Origin of the sequence: Spirosoma taeanense (assembly GCF_013127955.1) — a bacterium.
GTDB lineage: Bacteria > Bacteroidota > Bacteroidia > Cytophagales > Spirosomataceae > Spirosoma > Spirosoma taeanense.
Window position 1 is genome coordinate 3,259,821 of the sequence record NZ_CP053435.1, and the last position, 15,388, is coordinate 3,275,208.

Sequence of the window (15,388 nt, forward strand, 5' to 3'; positions counted from 1 at the left end):
GGTTAGGAATGGGCTCCAGCCATTGGCGGAAGACCCGGGATGTTATGAGATTGAGTAGTTTCAGCGCCAACTGCATCGTACCGGATACGTTGGCACGTTTTGTTAGTAGAGGAAGGTTACTTTCTGATTAAGGGTGCGCCCCGCTATTTCGGACACCCTTTACTATAGATGACTACCTGGGCGTCGATGAGCTTGTAGTGCGCGCCCAGCACCTTGCAGATGACATCCAGCTTCTGGAAGAAATCTTCTTCGTTGATGTTCATCGTCACCGAGCAGTGCTGCATGAGTTCTTCATCGAAAATCATCTCCACGCCATAGGCCCGCCCAATGGTACTGAAAACCCGGGGGGCCCTCGCATCGTCGAATTCGAACCGCTGGTTGGGTATTAGCAGACTGGGGATATCGGTCAGGGTTTTCGTAAGCGTACCCTTATCGCGCTCAAAAACGGCTTTCTGGTTAGGGGTCAGCACCATCCCTTTCGATTCGGGATCGCTGGTCGAGTTTTCCTGATTTGGGTACACGGAAACCCGCCCGGTTCGGACATCTACCGTTACGGTCGAGGCTTCAACGGGGGCGTTAATGCGAAAGCTCGTACCCAGGACTTTGGTCACCAGCCCATTGGCATACACCACAAATGGCTTTCCGGGGTTCTTTCTGACGTTGAAAAAGGCGTCGCCCGTCAGGTAAACTTCGCGTTGCGCGCCAATGAGTTCTTCGCGGTATCGGAGCCGCCCCTTTTTCTGCAGCTCCACCCGGCTGCCGTCGGCCAGCTGAACGTGCATAACCTGGCTGGCATCATTGACAACCTCAATCCACTTGCCTTCGGTCTGGCCCAGCCCACCCGCCGGAAACTGAATGATACCCAGTTGCTGAAGGCTGAACCAGCTGGCTCCCAGCACCAGAATTACGGTTGCGGCCACTTTCCAGACCTGCCGTCCCGTCAGCCAGCGCACCACGGGCAGAGGGCGAGCCTCTTCGAGGCTATCCTCAATCCGGCCCCAGAGGGCATCTTCCCGCCCGGCCAGAACGGGCCGCTGCTGAATCTTCTGCAGCCCCATCACCAGCAGCCGGGCTTCCTCAACCTGATAATACCGTTCGGGAAACTCGGATAAGAATGTTCTCCAGAACGCTTCCGTCCCGGCCGTAGGCGAACACACCCACTCTTTAAAGTAGTCGTCGGCCGCCAGGTCCTCGGCCGTAAATTGATAGTAATTCATGGTATTATTCCGGTTGGCCCCCTACGAAATCCTGACGGTTTCGCGGAGCGTTTTAAGACCTGCGTAGATGAACCGACAGGCCGACTGGTAGTTGACGCCCATGATCTGGGCAATCTCCTCGTTGCTGAAGTGCTGGTAAAATCGCAGGTTCAAAGCCTCCTGCTGGCGCGGGGTTAGCAAGGCAAAACTCTTCTGAAGCTGCTGATACACGTCCTGCGTTTCCTCACCCTCGATCAGCTTGTTCTCAATCACCGCGTCGTCAACGGGTGTCTGCACCTGATCGATGTCGGATGCCTGGAAGAAAACGTCACGATTGCGGGTCCGGGTTATCTTGTTACGCAGCGAACGAAACAGATAGAACTTGATCGAATCGGTATCGCTCAGGTTATGACGGCTCTGCCAGAGTTCAATGAACAGATCATGAATGCTGTCTTCGATGAGGGGCAGATCATTCGTTACCTTATAGCCGTAATTCAGCAGATCCCGGACATACAGCCGATAAATCTGCTGAAAAGCGGCCTTATCACCCTGGCGAAAGGAGTACCACAAATCGGTATAGGAACAGTTGTATGGCACAGTGTACACGGATTAGATAACTTGAGCACTCTGTTGCACAATGACCTGAACCGATTGGCTAAAACAGAGGCTGCTATATACTAATGCCGGCGGAAGGCGTTTTTAATCCTTTTTTTTATAAAAATTTTTAAAAAAGCCTCTCACAGGCTCTACGTCATGATAATTATCAGATTAGGCTGCCCATTCCGATTACAGGGACTCGTTTACGCGGATCTGATCCAGTTTAATGGCCGGACCGAACAAGTCATTTATATCGGATATAAACCAGGACGTTAAACAGACCGTTATTCGGGTATCTCTCTCAGGGCTTTATCGTGAAAAAAATCATTTCCGTTGTTCCCGTAGTTACCCGGGCGTTCAGCCATTTGAAATCCAATGATCCGCTACGAATGGCATCCGCGACGGCCTTCTTCTCGTTCTTTGCTCTGCCTCCCATTGTTATTCTGCTGAGTCAACTGTATGGTGGCCTGCTCAATGAACAGCACCAGCAGGTTAGCGGTCAGCTCTTTAAACAACTGGCTCTTCTATTTGGCGATCAGAGCGCACGTCAGCTACAGGACATATCCCAGCACCTCCAGCAACGGCGTTCGAACAGTTTACTCCCTGTGCTGAGCGTACTGATTTTACTGCTGGCGTCCACGACCCTGTTCACCATCATCAAAAATTCGCTGAATCAGCTTTGGCATGTAAAATCCGCGGCCAACCGGCGTTTCTGGCACGTGCTGACCGATAAACTGATTGCGCTGAGCCTGATTATCCTTGCCGGTTTTTTATTCATAATTTCCCTGACTCTCCAGCGCACGATAACCGGAATTCTGCCGACGGAGCCTATCCTATACAATAGCCTGGGGTATGCAGTGCACCACGGACTGTCGATCATCCTGCTGGCGGTGTGGTTCGCCTTCGTATTCAAGTTTCTGCCCGACATCCGCATCCACTGGCAGGCGGTTTGGGTGGGCGCTCTGGTTACGGGCGGGCTGGTAGAAATAGGCGAACAGGTCCTGGATCTTCTGTTGATAAACAACTCGATACGAAGCCTGTACGGCTCCGCCGGGGATATAATTCTGGTGCTGCTGTTCGTCTTTTACTCCGCGCTGATTTTCTATTACGGAGCCAGCTTCACCCGTCAATACGCCCGGTGGATTCATCTGGAGGCCGAACCGGGCGCCCATTCGGTGGCCTATCAGGTTAAGGAAGTAACCGACAGCCCGGAATAGTGGGCTGCGTCAGGCCCCTACCGGCGATTTTCGGTATTCGGAGGGGGTTTTCTGCGTATGTTGCTTGAAGAACGTAGTGAAGTAAGCCGCCGAGTTGAAACCCGTTTCATCGGCAATCTGGGCCATGGGCTTGGTAGTTTCCCGAAGCAGGTATTTGGCTTTTTTGAGCCGAATTTCGGTCAGGTAGTCCATTACGTTCATGTCCAGCAGGGCCTGCACTTTGCGGTACAGCTGCACCCGCGAAAGCCCCATTTCCCGGCTCAGCATTTCGACGCCAAATGCCGGATCACTCAGATGCTGTTCAATCAGGGCCGTCAGTTCGTTGAGGAATTTCTTCTCCTGCCGATTGCCCGACTGCGGCAGCAGATCCGAAGCGAACCGCTGCTGCAGTTTCTGCCGGTTGGCGAGGGTCGTCCGGAGGGTTTCGAGCAGAAAGGTTGTATTGAACGGTTTTGTAATGTAGGCATCAGCCCCGGCGCGGGTTCCTTCAATGCGCTGCTCCATCTGCCCCTTGGCTGTCAGCAGAATCACGGGAATGTGCGACGTACGCAGATCGGCTTTGATCCGCTGGGTCAGTTGCAGGCCGTCCATACCCGGCAGCATGATATCGCTGATGATCAGGTCCGGAATCGTTTCCAGCGCCCGCTCCCAGCCTGCTTCGCCGTTATTTTCAGCCACTATCTCAAACTCGCTGCCTAAACGGGCAGCCAGAAAAGTACGCAGTTCGTCGTTGTCTTCAATAATCAGCAGCGTACCTGTCTGCTTGCCAGGGAGCGTAATGGGGGGAGCAGGCATCTCTTCGTCCCCGGCGTCAACGATCATACGCTGCTGGCTTGGCGTATCGACCATTTCGGTGCTGTCCAGGTGCTGATTACCCAGCGGCAACAGAATCGTGAACGTTGTGCCCTGCCCTTTCTCAGACTGTACACTGATGTCGCCCCGGTGCAGTTGAATAAACTCCAGCGACAGGGCCAGCCCCAGTCCTTTGGCCAGATCAAAGGGGCGGCTCCCGCTAAAGAACAGATCGAAGGCGTGGTCTTTTTCTTCGGGCGTCATCCCTGCGCCATTGTCCTCTACCTGAATCCGGACCTGCTCGCCAACGCGATTCAGCCGTACGTGGATCAGCCCGCCTTTCGGCGTGTATTTAAAGGCGTTCGATAGCAGATTAAACAGAACCTTATCCAGCTTCTCGGCGTCGAACCAGAGCGGCTGCGCGGGCAGATCGGTCAGCAACTGCAGATCAATCCGCTGCTTTTCGGCTTTGCGCCGGAAGTCGTGTACAATGTCCCGTACAAACGCAACCAGGTCCTGTTCGGCCGTCCGCAACCGCAGCTTGCCCGCATCCGTTTTGCGCAAATCCAGCATCTGATCCACCAGGCGCAGCAGCCGATAGGCATTTTTTTGCACCAGACTCAGACTACTTCTCAGGTCGTGCGGGCTTACGTTCTTTTTGCTCAAGAGATCCTCCGTCGGGGTCAGAATCAGGCTCAGGGGTGTGTTGAACTCGTGGGAGATATACGAATAGAACCGCAGTTTCTCTTCTGTCGCCAGCCGGGCCTGCTGCGATACGGTTTCGATCTGGTTTTTCTGGTTCAGAATCTCCTCGTTCTGCTTTTCCAGCGTCTGGTAGGCGGCCTGCTTGGCCCGAATCAGATAGAGCGCCCAGATACCCAGCAGCATGACCACCATCAGACTCGCGAAGGTGATATAGAGCGTGTTCTTCTGCGATGCGTAGGTCTGGGTTAGATAGCTGATTCGCTGGCTTTGTTTAACAATATCGGCCTGCTGTTCAATGACTTTCTCGTTCTGAAACTTCATAATCCGCACGTTCGAGGAGTCGATCAGCGTAATGGGCAGGCGATTCTCGCGTCGGAAGGGTTGCTTCTGCAGGATGGCAACGGCCGTCCGGATAGCCTCTTTGCCGCCCGTCGGGTAAAGCACCGTAGCGCTCAGTATGCCCCGGTCTACCAGGTCGATGCCTTCGTTTTTGCCCGGCAACCCATCCACACCAATAATTTTCACCCGCTGCTCAAGCCCCAGTTTCTGGCATACGGCATGGGCTTTCAGGGCCGTGCGGTCGTTCTGCGCAAAAATGAGCTGAATGGTTGGCTGGTCGCTCAGCAGCCGGGTTAGCTTTTCGGCAAACGAACGCTTATCCCAGTCACCTTCCAGTTTGGCCACCAGCCGGATGCCGGGATGCTGGTGAATAGCTTCGACAAACCCCCGATGCCGGTCGATGTCGGCCGACGACCCCGGCGACTCGCCGATTTCCACCACGTTGCCCCTACCCTTCAGGAGTGCGTTGGCGTAGAGCCCGGCCGTGCGACCTACCTCTACGTTATCGGCGCCGACGTAAGCGGTATACTGGTCGGAAGCTGTGCGTCGGTCGACAACAATGACCGGAATACCCTGCTGGTAGGCTTTTTCAACGATAGGCGTAATGGGCCGGGCCGCATTCGGCGAGACAATCAGCAGGTCGACCTGCTGATTGATCAGCTCCTGAATCTGCTGCACCTGCCGGCTGCTTTGCCCACCGGCATCCTTGACAATGAAATCAATTTCGGGATTAAAGGAAAGTTCCTGGTTCATGCTCTCCAGCATGGTTTTCCGCCAGGTGTCGGCACCGGTGCGCTGCGAAAAACCGATGCGAAAAGATTTATTTTCAGTCGCTGACTGACAGCTGGTTATCAGCAGCCAGCAAACCGCCAGCCATGCGAAGTTGGCTTTCTTTCCCCGACCAGCGCTGCTGTGCAACAAAGAAGAACCAAACGTGATGAACTGGTTGATAAGCGTAGACATGAGGACAATGCAGCAAATCTGCATTGTCCAAAGATAATGTATAAGATATTGAATGCAAAATCAGCCCGGTGACCCTCACTCACTGTGCAGAACCGGGGGTATCGGCCCTGGTACGTTTATTTTACCGAGAATTTATAAACGGTCGTGCTCTGATAGGCCTCACCGGGCCGCAGGGTGGTTGTGGGGAAATTAGGATGATTGGGCGAATCGGGGAAATGCTCCGTTTCCAGGCAAAGGCCAAACCGGCGGGTGAACAGCACACCTTCTTTACCCTGCAATTTTCCATTCAGATGATTGGCCGTATAGAGCTGTACCGCCGGTTCGGTGGTAAACATTTCCATAAACCGACCGCTTTCGGGTTCATAAACGGTAGCGCCTAATTTCAGCTTCTTCGATTGATCGGTGAACACCCAGCAGTGATCGTAGCCGGAACCATACCGGATCTGGGTTTCGGTGGTGTCGTTGATGCGTTTGCCAACTTCGGTGGGGGTTCGGAAATCGAAAACCGTACCCGCCACCGGCCGGATTTCGCCCGTTGGAATCTGAGCCTTGCTGGTCGGCAGGAATTTATCGGCTTTAATCATGACCACATTATTCAGAACATCGCGCTTCATGCCACTCAGGTTGAAGTAAGCATGATTGGTCAGATTCAGAACGGTCGGTTTATCGGTCGTGGCTTTGTAGTCAATCCGCAGCGCGTTGTCTTTCTGCAGTGTGTACACCACATCGACCGACAACGTACCGGGGTAGCCTTCTTCGCCATCTGGTGAGGTATAGTGTAGTTTGAGCGCCGGCTCGGGGCCATTCACGGGGGTAGCGTCCCACAGCTTTTTGTCGAAACCGACCCGGCCGCCGTGAATATGATTCCCATTGCTGTTGGCCGCCAGCGTGTATTCCTTGCCGTCGAGGAGAAATTTGCCCCCGGCGATCCGGTTACCAAAGCGGCCAATGATGGGGCCAAAGCTGGGCGTGCCTTTCAGGTAGTCGGCAAACGTAGGCACGCCCAAAGTTACGTTCTCCTGTTTACCGGCTTTATCAGGGACCGAACACGACACGATATATCCGCCGTAGTTAGTCAGCTTAACCTCCATCCCGGCGGCATTCCGAAGAGTGAACAGGTGGGCGTCGCGGCCGTCCGGCATTTGGCCAAACACTTCTTTTTCGATACCCGCTTTCTGGTTAGGTACTGGTTTTTGCGTGGAGGGAGCGAGCAGACTACCCGCTGCAAACAGAAACAGGCTGATGAGATTCATTGCGACAGAAAAACAGGTTCAGGTGATAATAACGGATCGGATTCACCTGGACTAATGGCTGAACATTTTGTCAGTCAGCCTTCGACCAGCAGAACCGTTACGTTAAAAAGAGAAGCACAGCCGCCGTTTACTCAAACCACTGAGCATCCAATCGCGTCAGTAATCCATTTCTTTTCGTGTTTCGACCGTTTTGCTCCTGCAACTTCTAAAGAATCGCTTGTACAATTCGTCTTTTTGCAGACCAATACAAGGCAGTTATTGTACTATTCCGATAAGACCAAACCATAAGTACCAGAAATCCTGTTATTATATTACGGAAGATAGTATTGAACGCTTTCGCATAATATCTGATTATTAATAAATTAACTCATCGTTATGGTAACTACACAACCAGTAAAACACGAAAATAAGGCTAAAGCCACCTGGATAAGCATTTGCACTTTTACGCGACTATTCGCTATTGGCTTTATTACTGATAACTCAACTGTTTTTGAGTCCCTAACGCGTATGGACGCACCATTTGGCGGCAATCTGCTCGCTCGAAATAGCTAAGACTCAACCCAAACAGATCGAATAACTGCTCTCACCGAGCCACATAAGCTATTAACATCATGACTACTCTCGAAAAACACCTCGCTGCTCTGCAGCAACAACTTCAGCAACTGGCCGCCGACGTGTCCATGCTTGTCGAACTGAGTACATCAAACCAGCACGCTGTTGGTACTATGAACGTTTCTAAAGCTCTTAACCCGCCCGCCGAAAAAGGCGCTACGTCCCCTAAAAACCGGGAGGTTGGCCTTAACCGGTATCGGCAGCTACAGGCCAGTGAGCCGCCCGGCCAGTCTGAAAACCCGGCGGAACGCTATCTGCGACGACGGTCGGTCTGACGTAACGTTCCGATTCTGAAAATCAGTTGGTCAGCCGCTGCTGGTCTTTGAGCAATACCGCCTGGAGCTTTTCGTAAGGCAGGCGCTGGGGCGACACCTTATTGTCGATGGCCAGGACCGCAGCGGTGGCCGCTGACTGCCCCAGAATCATGAACACCGGTTCCATCCGAATTGACCCGTAAGCGATGTGCGAACTCGATACGCAGACCGGCACCAGCAGATTCCGGCACTCGTTCTCTTTCGGCAGAATTGACCCGTAGGCTATGGAATAGGGCCGCTCGGGATGAACGCCGATGTCGCCTTCGTTCTGAACGAAACCGTCTTTCTTGACGAACCGCTGAGCGTTGTGCGCATCCAGCGCATACGACCCCATGCCGATAGGATTGGGCACGGTTGTCTTGCCTAAGGCGTCGGCTTCGGTCATCACAAACTCACCCAGCATCCGGCGGGCTTCGCGGATGTAGAGCTGGTGTGGCCAGCCGCCGTTGTCAGTGAACTCGTCTTTAGGCAGACCCCACTGCTGCATGGTCTCCCGCACGTCGGCCGGGACGCGGGAATCGTTCTGCAGAAAATACATGAGTCCCTTCTGGTAAAGTTCGTGGTCGCGGATGATCTGTTTTCGGCGTTCGTAGGTCGCTTCGGGATAATCGTAGTTTTTGCCGAGATAGTCCGTACTGAACGGGCCGTGGTTGTTGGTGTCGGTTTTGCGGTTTGGGATCGGATCATACTTGTCGAACGTTTCGCGCCAGCCCGACGCAAACACACGGGCCAGCAACTCATACCGATTCGGGTCGTAACCGGCGGGTTTGGAAAAAGGAATCCGATTGTCCGGGTGATTGCTCAGGCACATGCGGAAGCAGTACGCCTGAATTTTATTATCGCCTTCACCGTTCATTCCCGGATCGTCGGGCGACACCCCCGGCAGCAGACCGCTTTTCGGATTGCCCGGCACCACGTAGGGGCTGATGTTTGCTTTGAAGTGGTGCCCGTGTTGAAAAACGCCCACCTGCACGCCGTTGTGCGTTTCGTTATAGACGCGGTTAGCCTCCCGGCCTACATGGTACTTTACGCCCGCAGCCGCCATGAGGTCGCCTTCGTAGGTCGCATCGATGAACATCTTGCCCTCGTAAACCGTGCCCTTCAGCGTCCGGATGGATTTGATAACACCGTTGTTTTTCCGAATTCCTTTCGCCGACCGGTCGAGCCATTCGTCGCGGTAGATGGTCAGATTATATTCTTTCGCGAAATCTTCGAAAACCTGCTCGGCCGCATGGGGCTCAAAAATCCACATCGTGCGGGCATTCCCGTCAATAGCGGGCGTGCCCTGCCCTTTGTTACCGTACTCGTTTTGCTTCTGCCATCGCCAGGCGTCGGGTTTCTGGTAGTGCTGATACAGACGCTGGTAAAACTCGCGCGACAGGCCGCCGATCACTTCTTTGTTGCCCGTATCCGTAAACCCAAGCCCTCCTGCCGACAAACCGCCCAGGTGCTTATCGGGCGATACGACCAGAACGGACTTACCCATTTTTTTGACCTGCACAGCCGCAATGACGGCCGCTGATGTGCCACCATACACAATGACATCGGCTCGTCGGGAAGAACGCTGGCCCCAGAGTGCAGTCGAGAAGAACGTGAGAACGCTTAACGTACAGGCGATGATCTTCATACAGATTGAGGAATAGCGAATGAGAACGTGATAGTTGCGCATGGCTGGCCTTTTCTTTAAATGCCAGCCATGCGCAGATTTACTTGAATCGATTCTTTTCGAAGATGTTATTAAATCACTTTTCTGAGCTACGCCACAAAAAAACGGCTCCCGGATTGACCGATCCGGGAGCCGTTTTTTTGTGGCGTCTGCTTATTTCCGCCAGTCAAACGATACAGTGCTGCCCGCCCCGGGGGCGGTGTTTACCCGAATGCTTCCGCCCTGCTCTTCAACCAGCACTTTAATGATGTTCAGCCCGACGCCCGTGCTGCTTTCATGCTGCGAGTGGCCATTGGCCTGAAAAAGCTGGAAAAGCTTCGTCTGCTGGTCGTCGGTCATGCCGGGGCCGTTGTCGCGGATAGAAAACTCAACAAAGTTACCCTTATCCCGATAGCTGACCTCGATCAGTCCCTTGGGCTTATCGTTGTATTTGATGGCATTGCTCAGCAGATTCTGGAAGACCTGCTGCAGTTTCAGCTTTTTGGTAAAGAGGACGGGCATCGACTCGGCAATCCGGATCTGAATGTGCCGGGGTGGAAACAACAGATGGGCCGTCTGCGCCAGCAGTTCGCCTACATCGACCTTTTCGCTCCGCTGCTGCTCAATGCTCTGGCGGGAATACTCCAGAATTGAGCTGATCATTGAGGAGAGGTGGTACCCCGCGGCTTTGAACTCGCCCAGATACTCAGCCAGTTCGTCCTGCCGAATGGGTCGGCTTTCGTTCGTATATTCCACCATCCACAATAACGTAATCAGGCCCGTCAGGGGTGACTTCAGGTCGTGGGCGACCATATAGACGAAGCGTTCCAGCTGCTTGTTGATACTCTCCAGATCGCCCGCTGTTCGCCTAAGCGCCTGCTGATACGTCCATAACTGCTCGAAAACCCGCACCTTGGCCCGGGTTACGTTTTCATCCAGGGGCTTGGCCAGGTAATCAACGGCTCCTTCTTCAAAGCCTTTGAGTACATATTGTTCTTCCTTACTGATCGCCGTCACGAAAATGATTGAAATATCGCGGGTTTTGGGGTTGGCTTTCAACAACCGGGCGACTTCAAACCCGTCCATGTGGGGCATCTGTACGTCGAGCATGATCAGGCCGATGCGATCGTTTTTCAGCACGCACTTCAGGGCTTCATTTCCCGATGTGGCTTTAATAAACTGTCGGTTGTCGTCAGCCAGTAGTTCTTCCAGCACGATCAGATTTTCCTCCCGGTCATCGACCAGCAGGATCGTGAACAGGGTTGATTTGTCCGTCGAGGCCGGGTAAGCAATAGAAGTAGAAGTTAGCATAGAGACGTTCGTCACATAAATGAGTATGGATGATATTTTAAATCTTTGCTGCTGGCGACATCATCGGGTTCGTCGGAAGATTTTAGCGGTCGAACTCAGCACATCAAACTGCGGCCGGACGTCGGTGAACAGCAGAGACTCTTTCAGCCCGATAGCCAGGTAACCCAGCGGGGCCAGGCTGTCGTGAAACAGCCGGATAACGTGGTTCTGCAGGTCCTTGTTAAAATAAATCAGGACGTTCCGACAGCAAACGAGCTGAAACTCGTTGAATACCCGGTCGGTCACCAGGTTATGCTGCGCGAACAGGATCGAATCGCGCAGATTCCTATGGATGAGTACGTGGTCCTGTCGGACCGTATAATAGCTCGAAAACTCATTGTTGCCGCCAGCCTGCTGATAGTTCTGCGTGTATTCTTTCATGTGCTGCAGCGAGATTAATCCCTGGCGGGCTTTGTCCAGATTCGCCGGGTTGAGGTCGGTGGCGTAGATGCGGCAGCGTTCCAGCAGTCCGGCTTCCTGCAGCAGAATGGCCATCGAATAAACCTCCTCACCGGTGGAACAGCCCGCATGCCAGATTTTGATGATCGGGTATGACGCCAGCTTGGGCAGCACCTTCTCACGAAGGGCTGCGTAGAACGGCGGGTCGCGAAACATGCCGGTTACATTGACCGTAATGAACTGCAGAAACCAGGTAAAAAAGGCGGGGTTGTTGGCCAGTTGGTACCGCAGGTCGCTGCCCGTCTGAATACCCGCCATTGTCATGCAGCGTAGCACCCGACGCTTCAGCGAAGCCCGGGCGTAGTTCGTGAAATCGTATCCGTAGGTTAACCGGATCAGCGTCAGAAGATCGTCCAGTTCGGTCGTGCCGAGGTCGTAGTCCAGGTTCATATCAGGGTTGCATCCAGACGTGCATAACCGACAGCAGCTGATCGATGTCCACGGGTTTGGTGATATAATCCGACGCACCGGCTTCGAGGCATTTTTCCCGGTCGCCGGGCATCGCCTTGGCCGTTAAGGCGATGATGGGTAGCTGCGCGAAGCGCTCGTCTGTCCGGATGCGTCGCGTAGCTTCGTAGCCATCCATGGTCGGCATCATAATATCCATCAGCACCAGATCGACCTGTGGCTGTTCATTAATCGTTTCAAGGGCTTCCAGGCCATCGCTGGCTGTAATGACCGAGAGATTCTGCTCTTCCAGCAAGGTGCTGAGCGAGAATACGTTCCGCATGTCATCATCCACCAGTAGGACGGTTTTGCCTTCCCAGTTCGTTAGAGTCGGTTTGAGGCTCTGCTCCCCGGCGGGTAACGGCCGAACGGCTACGTCGCCCCCGTCACCCTGTACTTTATAAAGAAATAGTTCCAGTTCATCCATCAACCGGTCTTTAGCCTCGATTGAATCGTGGATGACCGTATCCGACACTTTCTTTAACTGCAGCTGGTCGAGGTCGGTAAGCTCCTTGTTCAAATAGATAATGACCGGTATGGGATCGTCCTGGAGGACGGACTGCAGCTGGCGCAGAAACTCCACGCCCTGTACCAGATCTTTTCCAATGTCAGCAATGACGCAGTCGTACGCCCGATCCCTGACTTTTTGCAGAGCAGCCTCGTCCAGCGTCGCATAGTCGCAGGTAATGTCGAAATGGCGTTCGTCAATCAGTCGCGTCAATGAATTGTCGGGCAGGTAGTCGCCCGACAGCACCAGCACGTTCCGGACCCGCTCGGCAATTCGGTTCCGGATTCTGGTAAAGGCCTGCTCCAGATCCTCTTTTTCAACGGGTTTTTTGATGTACGCCAGGGCGCCGGGCAACGTAAGCCGTGGTTCGTCACTGGCCGACATGACGTGCACCGGAATGTGCTTCAGGTCTTTGTCGTCCTTGAGTAGCTTCAGCAGGCTTACGCCATCGAGGACCGGGAGTTGCAGGTCGAGAATAATGGCCGAAGGGCAGTAATGCCGGGCGTAGTGCAACCCTTCGTCGCCCTGCAGCGCCACGACGGTTTTGTAGCCTTTAGCGCGCGCAAAGTCCCGGACAATCGTGGCGAAGCGCGGATCATCCTCAATAATCAGCATGATCCTGTCGCCTTTTTCCAGTTCTTCCCGATCATCCGCAACGGCGGTTTGCACACCAGGCTGTTCCAGTGGCTCAACAGGCTGGCGGACCGCCCAGTGGCTGGTGGCGGGTAACGGCGGCACGACCGCATCGGTCGTCGGCGTCAGGGGCAGATAGATCGTGAACGTACTCCCCTGCCCTTCTTCACTCTGCAGCGTAATCTCTCCCTTCAGGCGCTTGATCAGTTCCCGGCTGATGGACAGGCCCAGGCCCGTTCCGCCGTACCGGCGGCTGGTTGAACCGTCGACCTGCTGAAAAGCCTCAAAAATAAGCTGCTGCTTGTCGAGCGGGATGCCAATGCCGGTGTCCTTTACGGCAATGGCCAGAACCGGACCACCGGTTCGAAGCGCCTTCTGCGTTAGTCCTGCTACATTCGTGGTGACCGAGAAGGATAACGTAACGCTACCCTCGCGCGGGGTGAACTTAAAAGCGTTGGATAAGAGGTTTTTAAGAATCTGCTCCAGCCGAAGCTTATCGGTGGTCAGTTCTGACGGCACGGCCTCATCAACGTGGGTAATCAGGCTGACTTTCTTTTCCTCGGCCACTACTGTAAACAGCTGGGTTAAGTCGCGGAGGATACTTTTGATGGGTATGATCTCTTCGTGTAGCTCGATATGACCGGCTTCGATCTTGGCCAGATCCAGAATATCGTTGATGAGCGTCAGCAGATCGCTGCCCGACCGGTGGATGATATTGGCGTATTCGACCTGTTTGGGCGTCAGGTTTTCGGTTTTGTTATCGGCCAGCAGCTTCGCCAGAATCAGGACGCTGTTCAGCGGGGTCCGCAGTTCATGCGACATATTCGCCAGGAAGGCCGACTTATACTGGCTCGTCACTTCCAGCTCGCGGGCTTTGAGTGACAGAGCCTGCCGGGCCTGTTCAATCGCTTCGTTTTTTTCAACCAGTTCCGCGTTGATCTGCCTGAGTTCCTCTTCCTGGACTTTCAGCTCTTCTTCCGAAACCTGTAAACTTTCGGCCTGCCGGACGAGAGCCTCGTTCGACTGCCGGAGTTCCTCCTGCTGTTCGGCAACCAGCTCGTTCTGCTGCTGTAGCCGCTGCAGCAGAACGGCCATCTGTTCGTGGGTCTGGGCCGAATTTATAGCCACTGCCATTGGCTCCAGCAGACGCTGCAGCAGATTCATCGTCAGCGACTCGAGTACCTGGAACGACACCAGCTCGATTACGCCGATTCGCTCTTTTCGGCACCAGAGCGGCACTAGGATGAGCTGCCCCGGTAAAGATTCACCGGTGCCCGACTGTAGTTTCCAGTAATCATCGGGTACGTGATTCACGACCAGAATGTGCCGCCCCATAGCCGCCTGCCCCACCAATCCGTCGTTCAGGGCATACGAGCGCTGGGCGTCGGGCGGCAGTGCCGTTGACGCTACCATATCCAGCGACCGTTTGTCGTGCTGGTAAAAATAGAATGCCCCAGCCGGCAGGTCGAGGTGCTGCACCAGCGCGTTAATAATTCCCTGCGCCATTTCGTGCGGATGATCTTTACCGTGCAGACTGTTGCTAACCGTCGACATGCCCGTCAGCAGCCAGTTCCGCTCGTTGCTTTCCTGGTTATACGTCTGAACAGTTTCCAGGTTTTTCTTGAGTTCGCGCTCGGCCCGCCGACGCTTCCGAAACTCACCAAAAAAGACCAGAATCAGAATTGCCAGACTGGAGATGGCCACAAAAACGGCGCCCCACATCGCACATTTTTCCCAGTAGTCTGTGTCTGCGTTCGATTGTTTTTGCGCCAGCAACGCCTGCTGAGCCTCCTGCTTAATCTGGTTCAGCAGTTGACGAATCGTGCTTAGCCGAGGGGTTTCCCCAGCCAGCAGCGCATTGGTTACCTGCTCGACCTGCTCCATTCGATTCAGCTGGGCGGGCTCGGGCAATAACTCTTTCAACTCACCGATTGCCCGATCAACCGCGGCTACCTTCATACCCGGCAGCGCCTGTCGCTGACCAGCAGCCGTCAGTTCCATTAACGTCAGTTGCAGCGTAGTCACCTGCTCAACTACCTGTTCGGTACGTTTTGTTTCTTCGGAAAGCAGATCATGCCGACGGAAGGCATCAAAATAAAGCAGAATGATGACCGGCACCGTCATAAACGCGGTGGTTGTACCGAAATAAATCCGTCCTGTTAACGACTTTATCATTAGCTGTTTTTCAATCCAGCAATATTACTCAATTATAATTCCTGTAAAGTATATTTATCTATTTTACATTTAAATAAACTTAAATAAAAAATATAGTTAACAAAAATCATGCTTTCAAATACAAAAAGAGGCTCATCAACGAGTTGGTGAGCCTCTTTTTCAGTTAACCGACCCGGTAGGCGG

The 15,388-nt window shown here is 53.7% G+C and carries 10 protein-coding genes; 2 read left to right on the plus strand and 8 right to left on the minus strand.

Annotation, left to right across the window (positions count from 1 at the left end):
* Positions 1 to 143: 143 nt before the first annotated feature.
* Both HNV11_RS13630 and HNV11_RS13635 read right to left on the minus strand, forming a co-directional pair.
* A complete protein-coding gene (locus tag HNV11_RS13630; protein ID WP_171740186.1) occupies positions 144 to 1,217 on the minus strand; it encodes a FecR family protein in 1,074 nt (357 codons plus the stop codon).
* A gap of 21 nt (positions 1,218 to 1,238) precedes the next feature.
* A complete protein-coding gene (locus tag HNV11_RS13635) occupies positions 1,239 to 1,793 on the minus strand; it encodes an RNA polymerase sigma factor (protein WP_171740187.1) in 555 nt (184 codons plus the stop codon).
* 389 nt (positions 1,794 to 2,182) lie between these two features.
* Here HNV11_RS13635 and HNV11_RS13640 point away from each other — a divergent pair, with 389 nt between their 5' ends.
* Positions 2,183 to 3,010, plus strand: a complete 828-nt coding sequence (locus HNV11_RS13640) for a YihY/virulence factor BrkB family protein (protein ID WP_171740188.1) — start codon at positions 2,183 to 2,185, stop codon at positions 3,008 to 3,010.
* A gap of 9 nt (positions 3,011 to 3,019) precedes the next feature.
* Here the strand turns inward: HNV11_RS13640 and HNV11_RS13645 are convergent, their stop codons facing one another.
* Positions 3,020 to 5,809, minus strand: a complete 2,790-nt coding sequence (locus tag HNV11_RS13645; protein ID WP_171740189.1) for a hybrid sensor histidine kinase/response regulator transcription factor — start codon at positions 5,807 to 5,809, stop codon at positions 3,020 to 3,022.
* Positions 5,810 to 5,925: 116 nt separating this feature from the next.
* Positions 5,926 to 7,062 carry an aldose epimerase family protein gene (locus HNV11_RS13650; protein WP_171740190.1) on the minus strand — a complete coding sequence of 379 codons (1,137 nt, stop codon included), beginning with the start codon at positions 7,060 to 7,062 and terminating at the stop codon, positions 5,926 to 5,928.
* 611 nt (positions 7,063 to 7,673) lie between these two features.
* On the opposite strand from HNV11_RS13650, the gene HNV11_RS13655 reads away from it, so the two are divergent.
* Complete coding sequence (locus HNV11_RS13655) at positions 7,674 to 7,949, plus strand: hypothetical protein (RefSeq protein ID WP_171740191.1); 276 nt, start codon at positions 7,674 to 7,676, stop codon at positions 7,947 to 7,949.
* 22 nt (positions 7,950 to 7,971) lie between these two features.
* Here the strand turns inward: HNV11_RS13655 and HNV11_RS13660 are convergent, their stop codons facing one another.
* From HNV11_RS13660 to HNV11_RS13675, 4 genes are all read right to left on the minus strand, one after another.
* Positions 7,972 to 9,615: an FAD-dependent oxidoreductase gene (locus HNV11_RS13660; RefSeq protein ID WP_171740192.1), complete on the minus strand. Its 1,644-nt coding sequence runs from the start codon at positions 9,613 to 9,615 to the stop codon at positions 7,972 to 7,974.
* A gap of 192 nt (positions 9,616 to 9,807) precedes the next feature.
* The gene (locus tag HNV11_RS13665; protein ID WP_171740193.1) at positions 9,808 to 10,944 is read right to left on the minus strand and encodes a sensor histidine kinase; all 1,137 of its coding nucleotides are present in this window, start codon (positions 10,942 to 10,944) and stop codon (positions 9,808 to 9,810) included.
* A gap of 60 nt (positions 10,945 to 11,004) precedes the next feature.
* Complete coding sequence (locus HNV11_RS13670) at positions 11,005 to 11,832, minus strand: CheR family methyltransferase (RefSeq protein ID WP_171740194.1); 828 nt, start codon at positions 11,830 to 11,832, stop codon at positions 11,005 to 11,007.
* Position 11,833: 1 nt separating this feature from the next.
* Entirely contained in the window at positions 11,834 to 15,205 is a 3,372-nt protein-coding gene (locus tag HNV11_RS13675) for a GAF domain-containing hybrid sensor histidine kinase/response regulator (RefSeq protein ID WP_171740195.1), read from the minus strand.
* Between the last annotated feature and the right edge of the window lie 183 nt (positions 15,206 to 15,388).

Bases quoted from the DNA above. Each gene is read 5' to 3' on its own strand.
- HNV11_RS13640 (WP_171740188.1), top strand. From the start codon at position 2,183: ATGGCATCCGCGACGGCCTTCTTCTCGTTCTTTGCTCTGCCTCCCATT.
- HNV11_RS13660 (WP_171740192.1), bottom strand. From the start codon at position 9,615: ATGAAGATCATCGCCTGTACGTTAAGCGTTCTCACGTTCTTCTCGACT.
- HNV11_RS13650 (WP_171740190.1), bottom strand. From the start codon at position 7,062: ATGAATCTCATCAGCCTGTTTCTGTTTGCAGCGGGTAGTCTGCTCGCT.
- HNV11_RS13630 (WP_171740186.1), bottom strand. From the start codon at position 1,217: ATGAATTACTATCAATTTACGGCCGAGGACCTGGCGGCCGACGACTAC.
- HNV11_RS13665 (WP_171740193.1), bottom strand. From the start codon at position 10,944: ATGCTAACTTCTACTTCTATTGCTTACCCGGCCTCGACGGACAAATCA.
- HNV11_RS13645 (WP_171740189.1), bottom strand. From the start codon at position 5,809: ATGTCTACGCTTATCAACCAGTTCATCACGTTTGGTTCTTCTTTGTTG.
- HNV11_RS13655 (WP_171740191.1), top strand. From the start codon at position 7,674: ATGACTACTCTCGAAAAACACCTCGCTGCTCTGCAGCAACAACTTCAG.
- HNV11_RS13670 (WP_171740194.1), bottom strand. From the start codon at position 11,832: ATGAACCTGGACTACGACCTCGGCACGACCGAACTGGACGATCTTCTG.
- HNV11_RS13675 (WP_171740195.1), bottom strand. From the start codon at position 15,205: ATGATAAAGTCGTTAACAGGACGGATTTATTTCGGTACAACCACCGCG.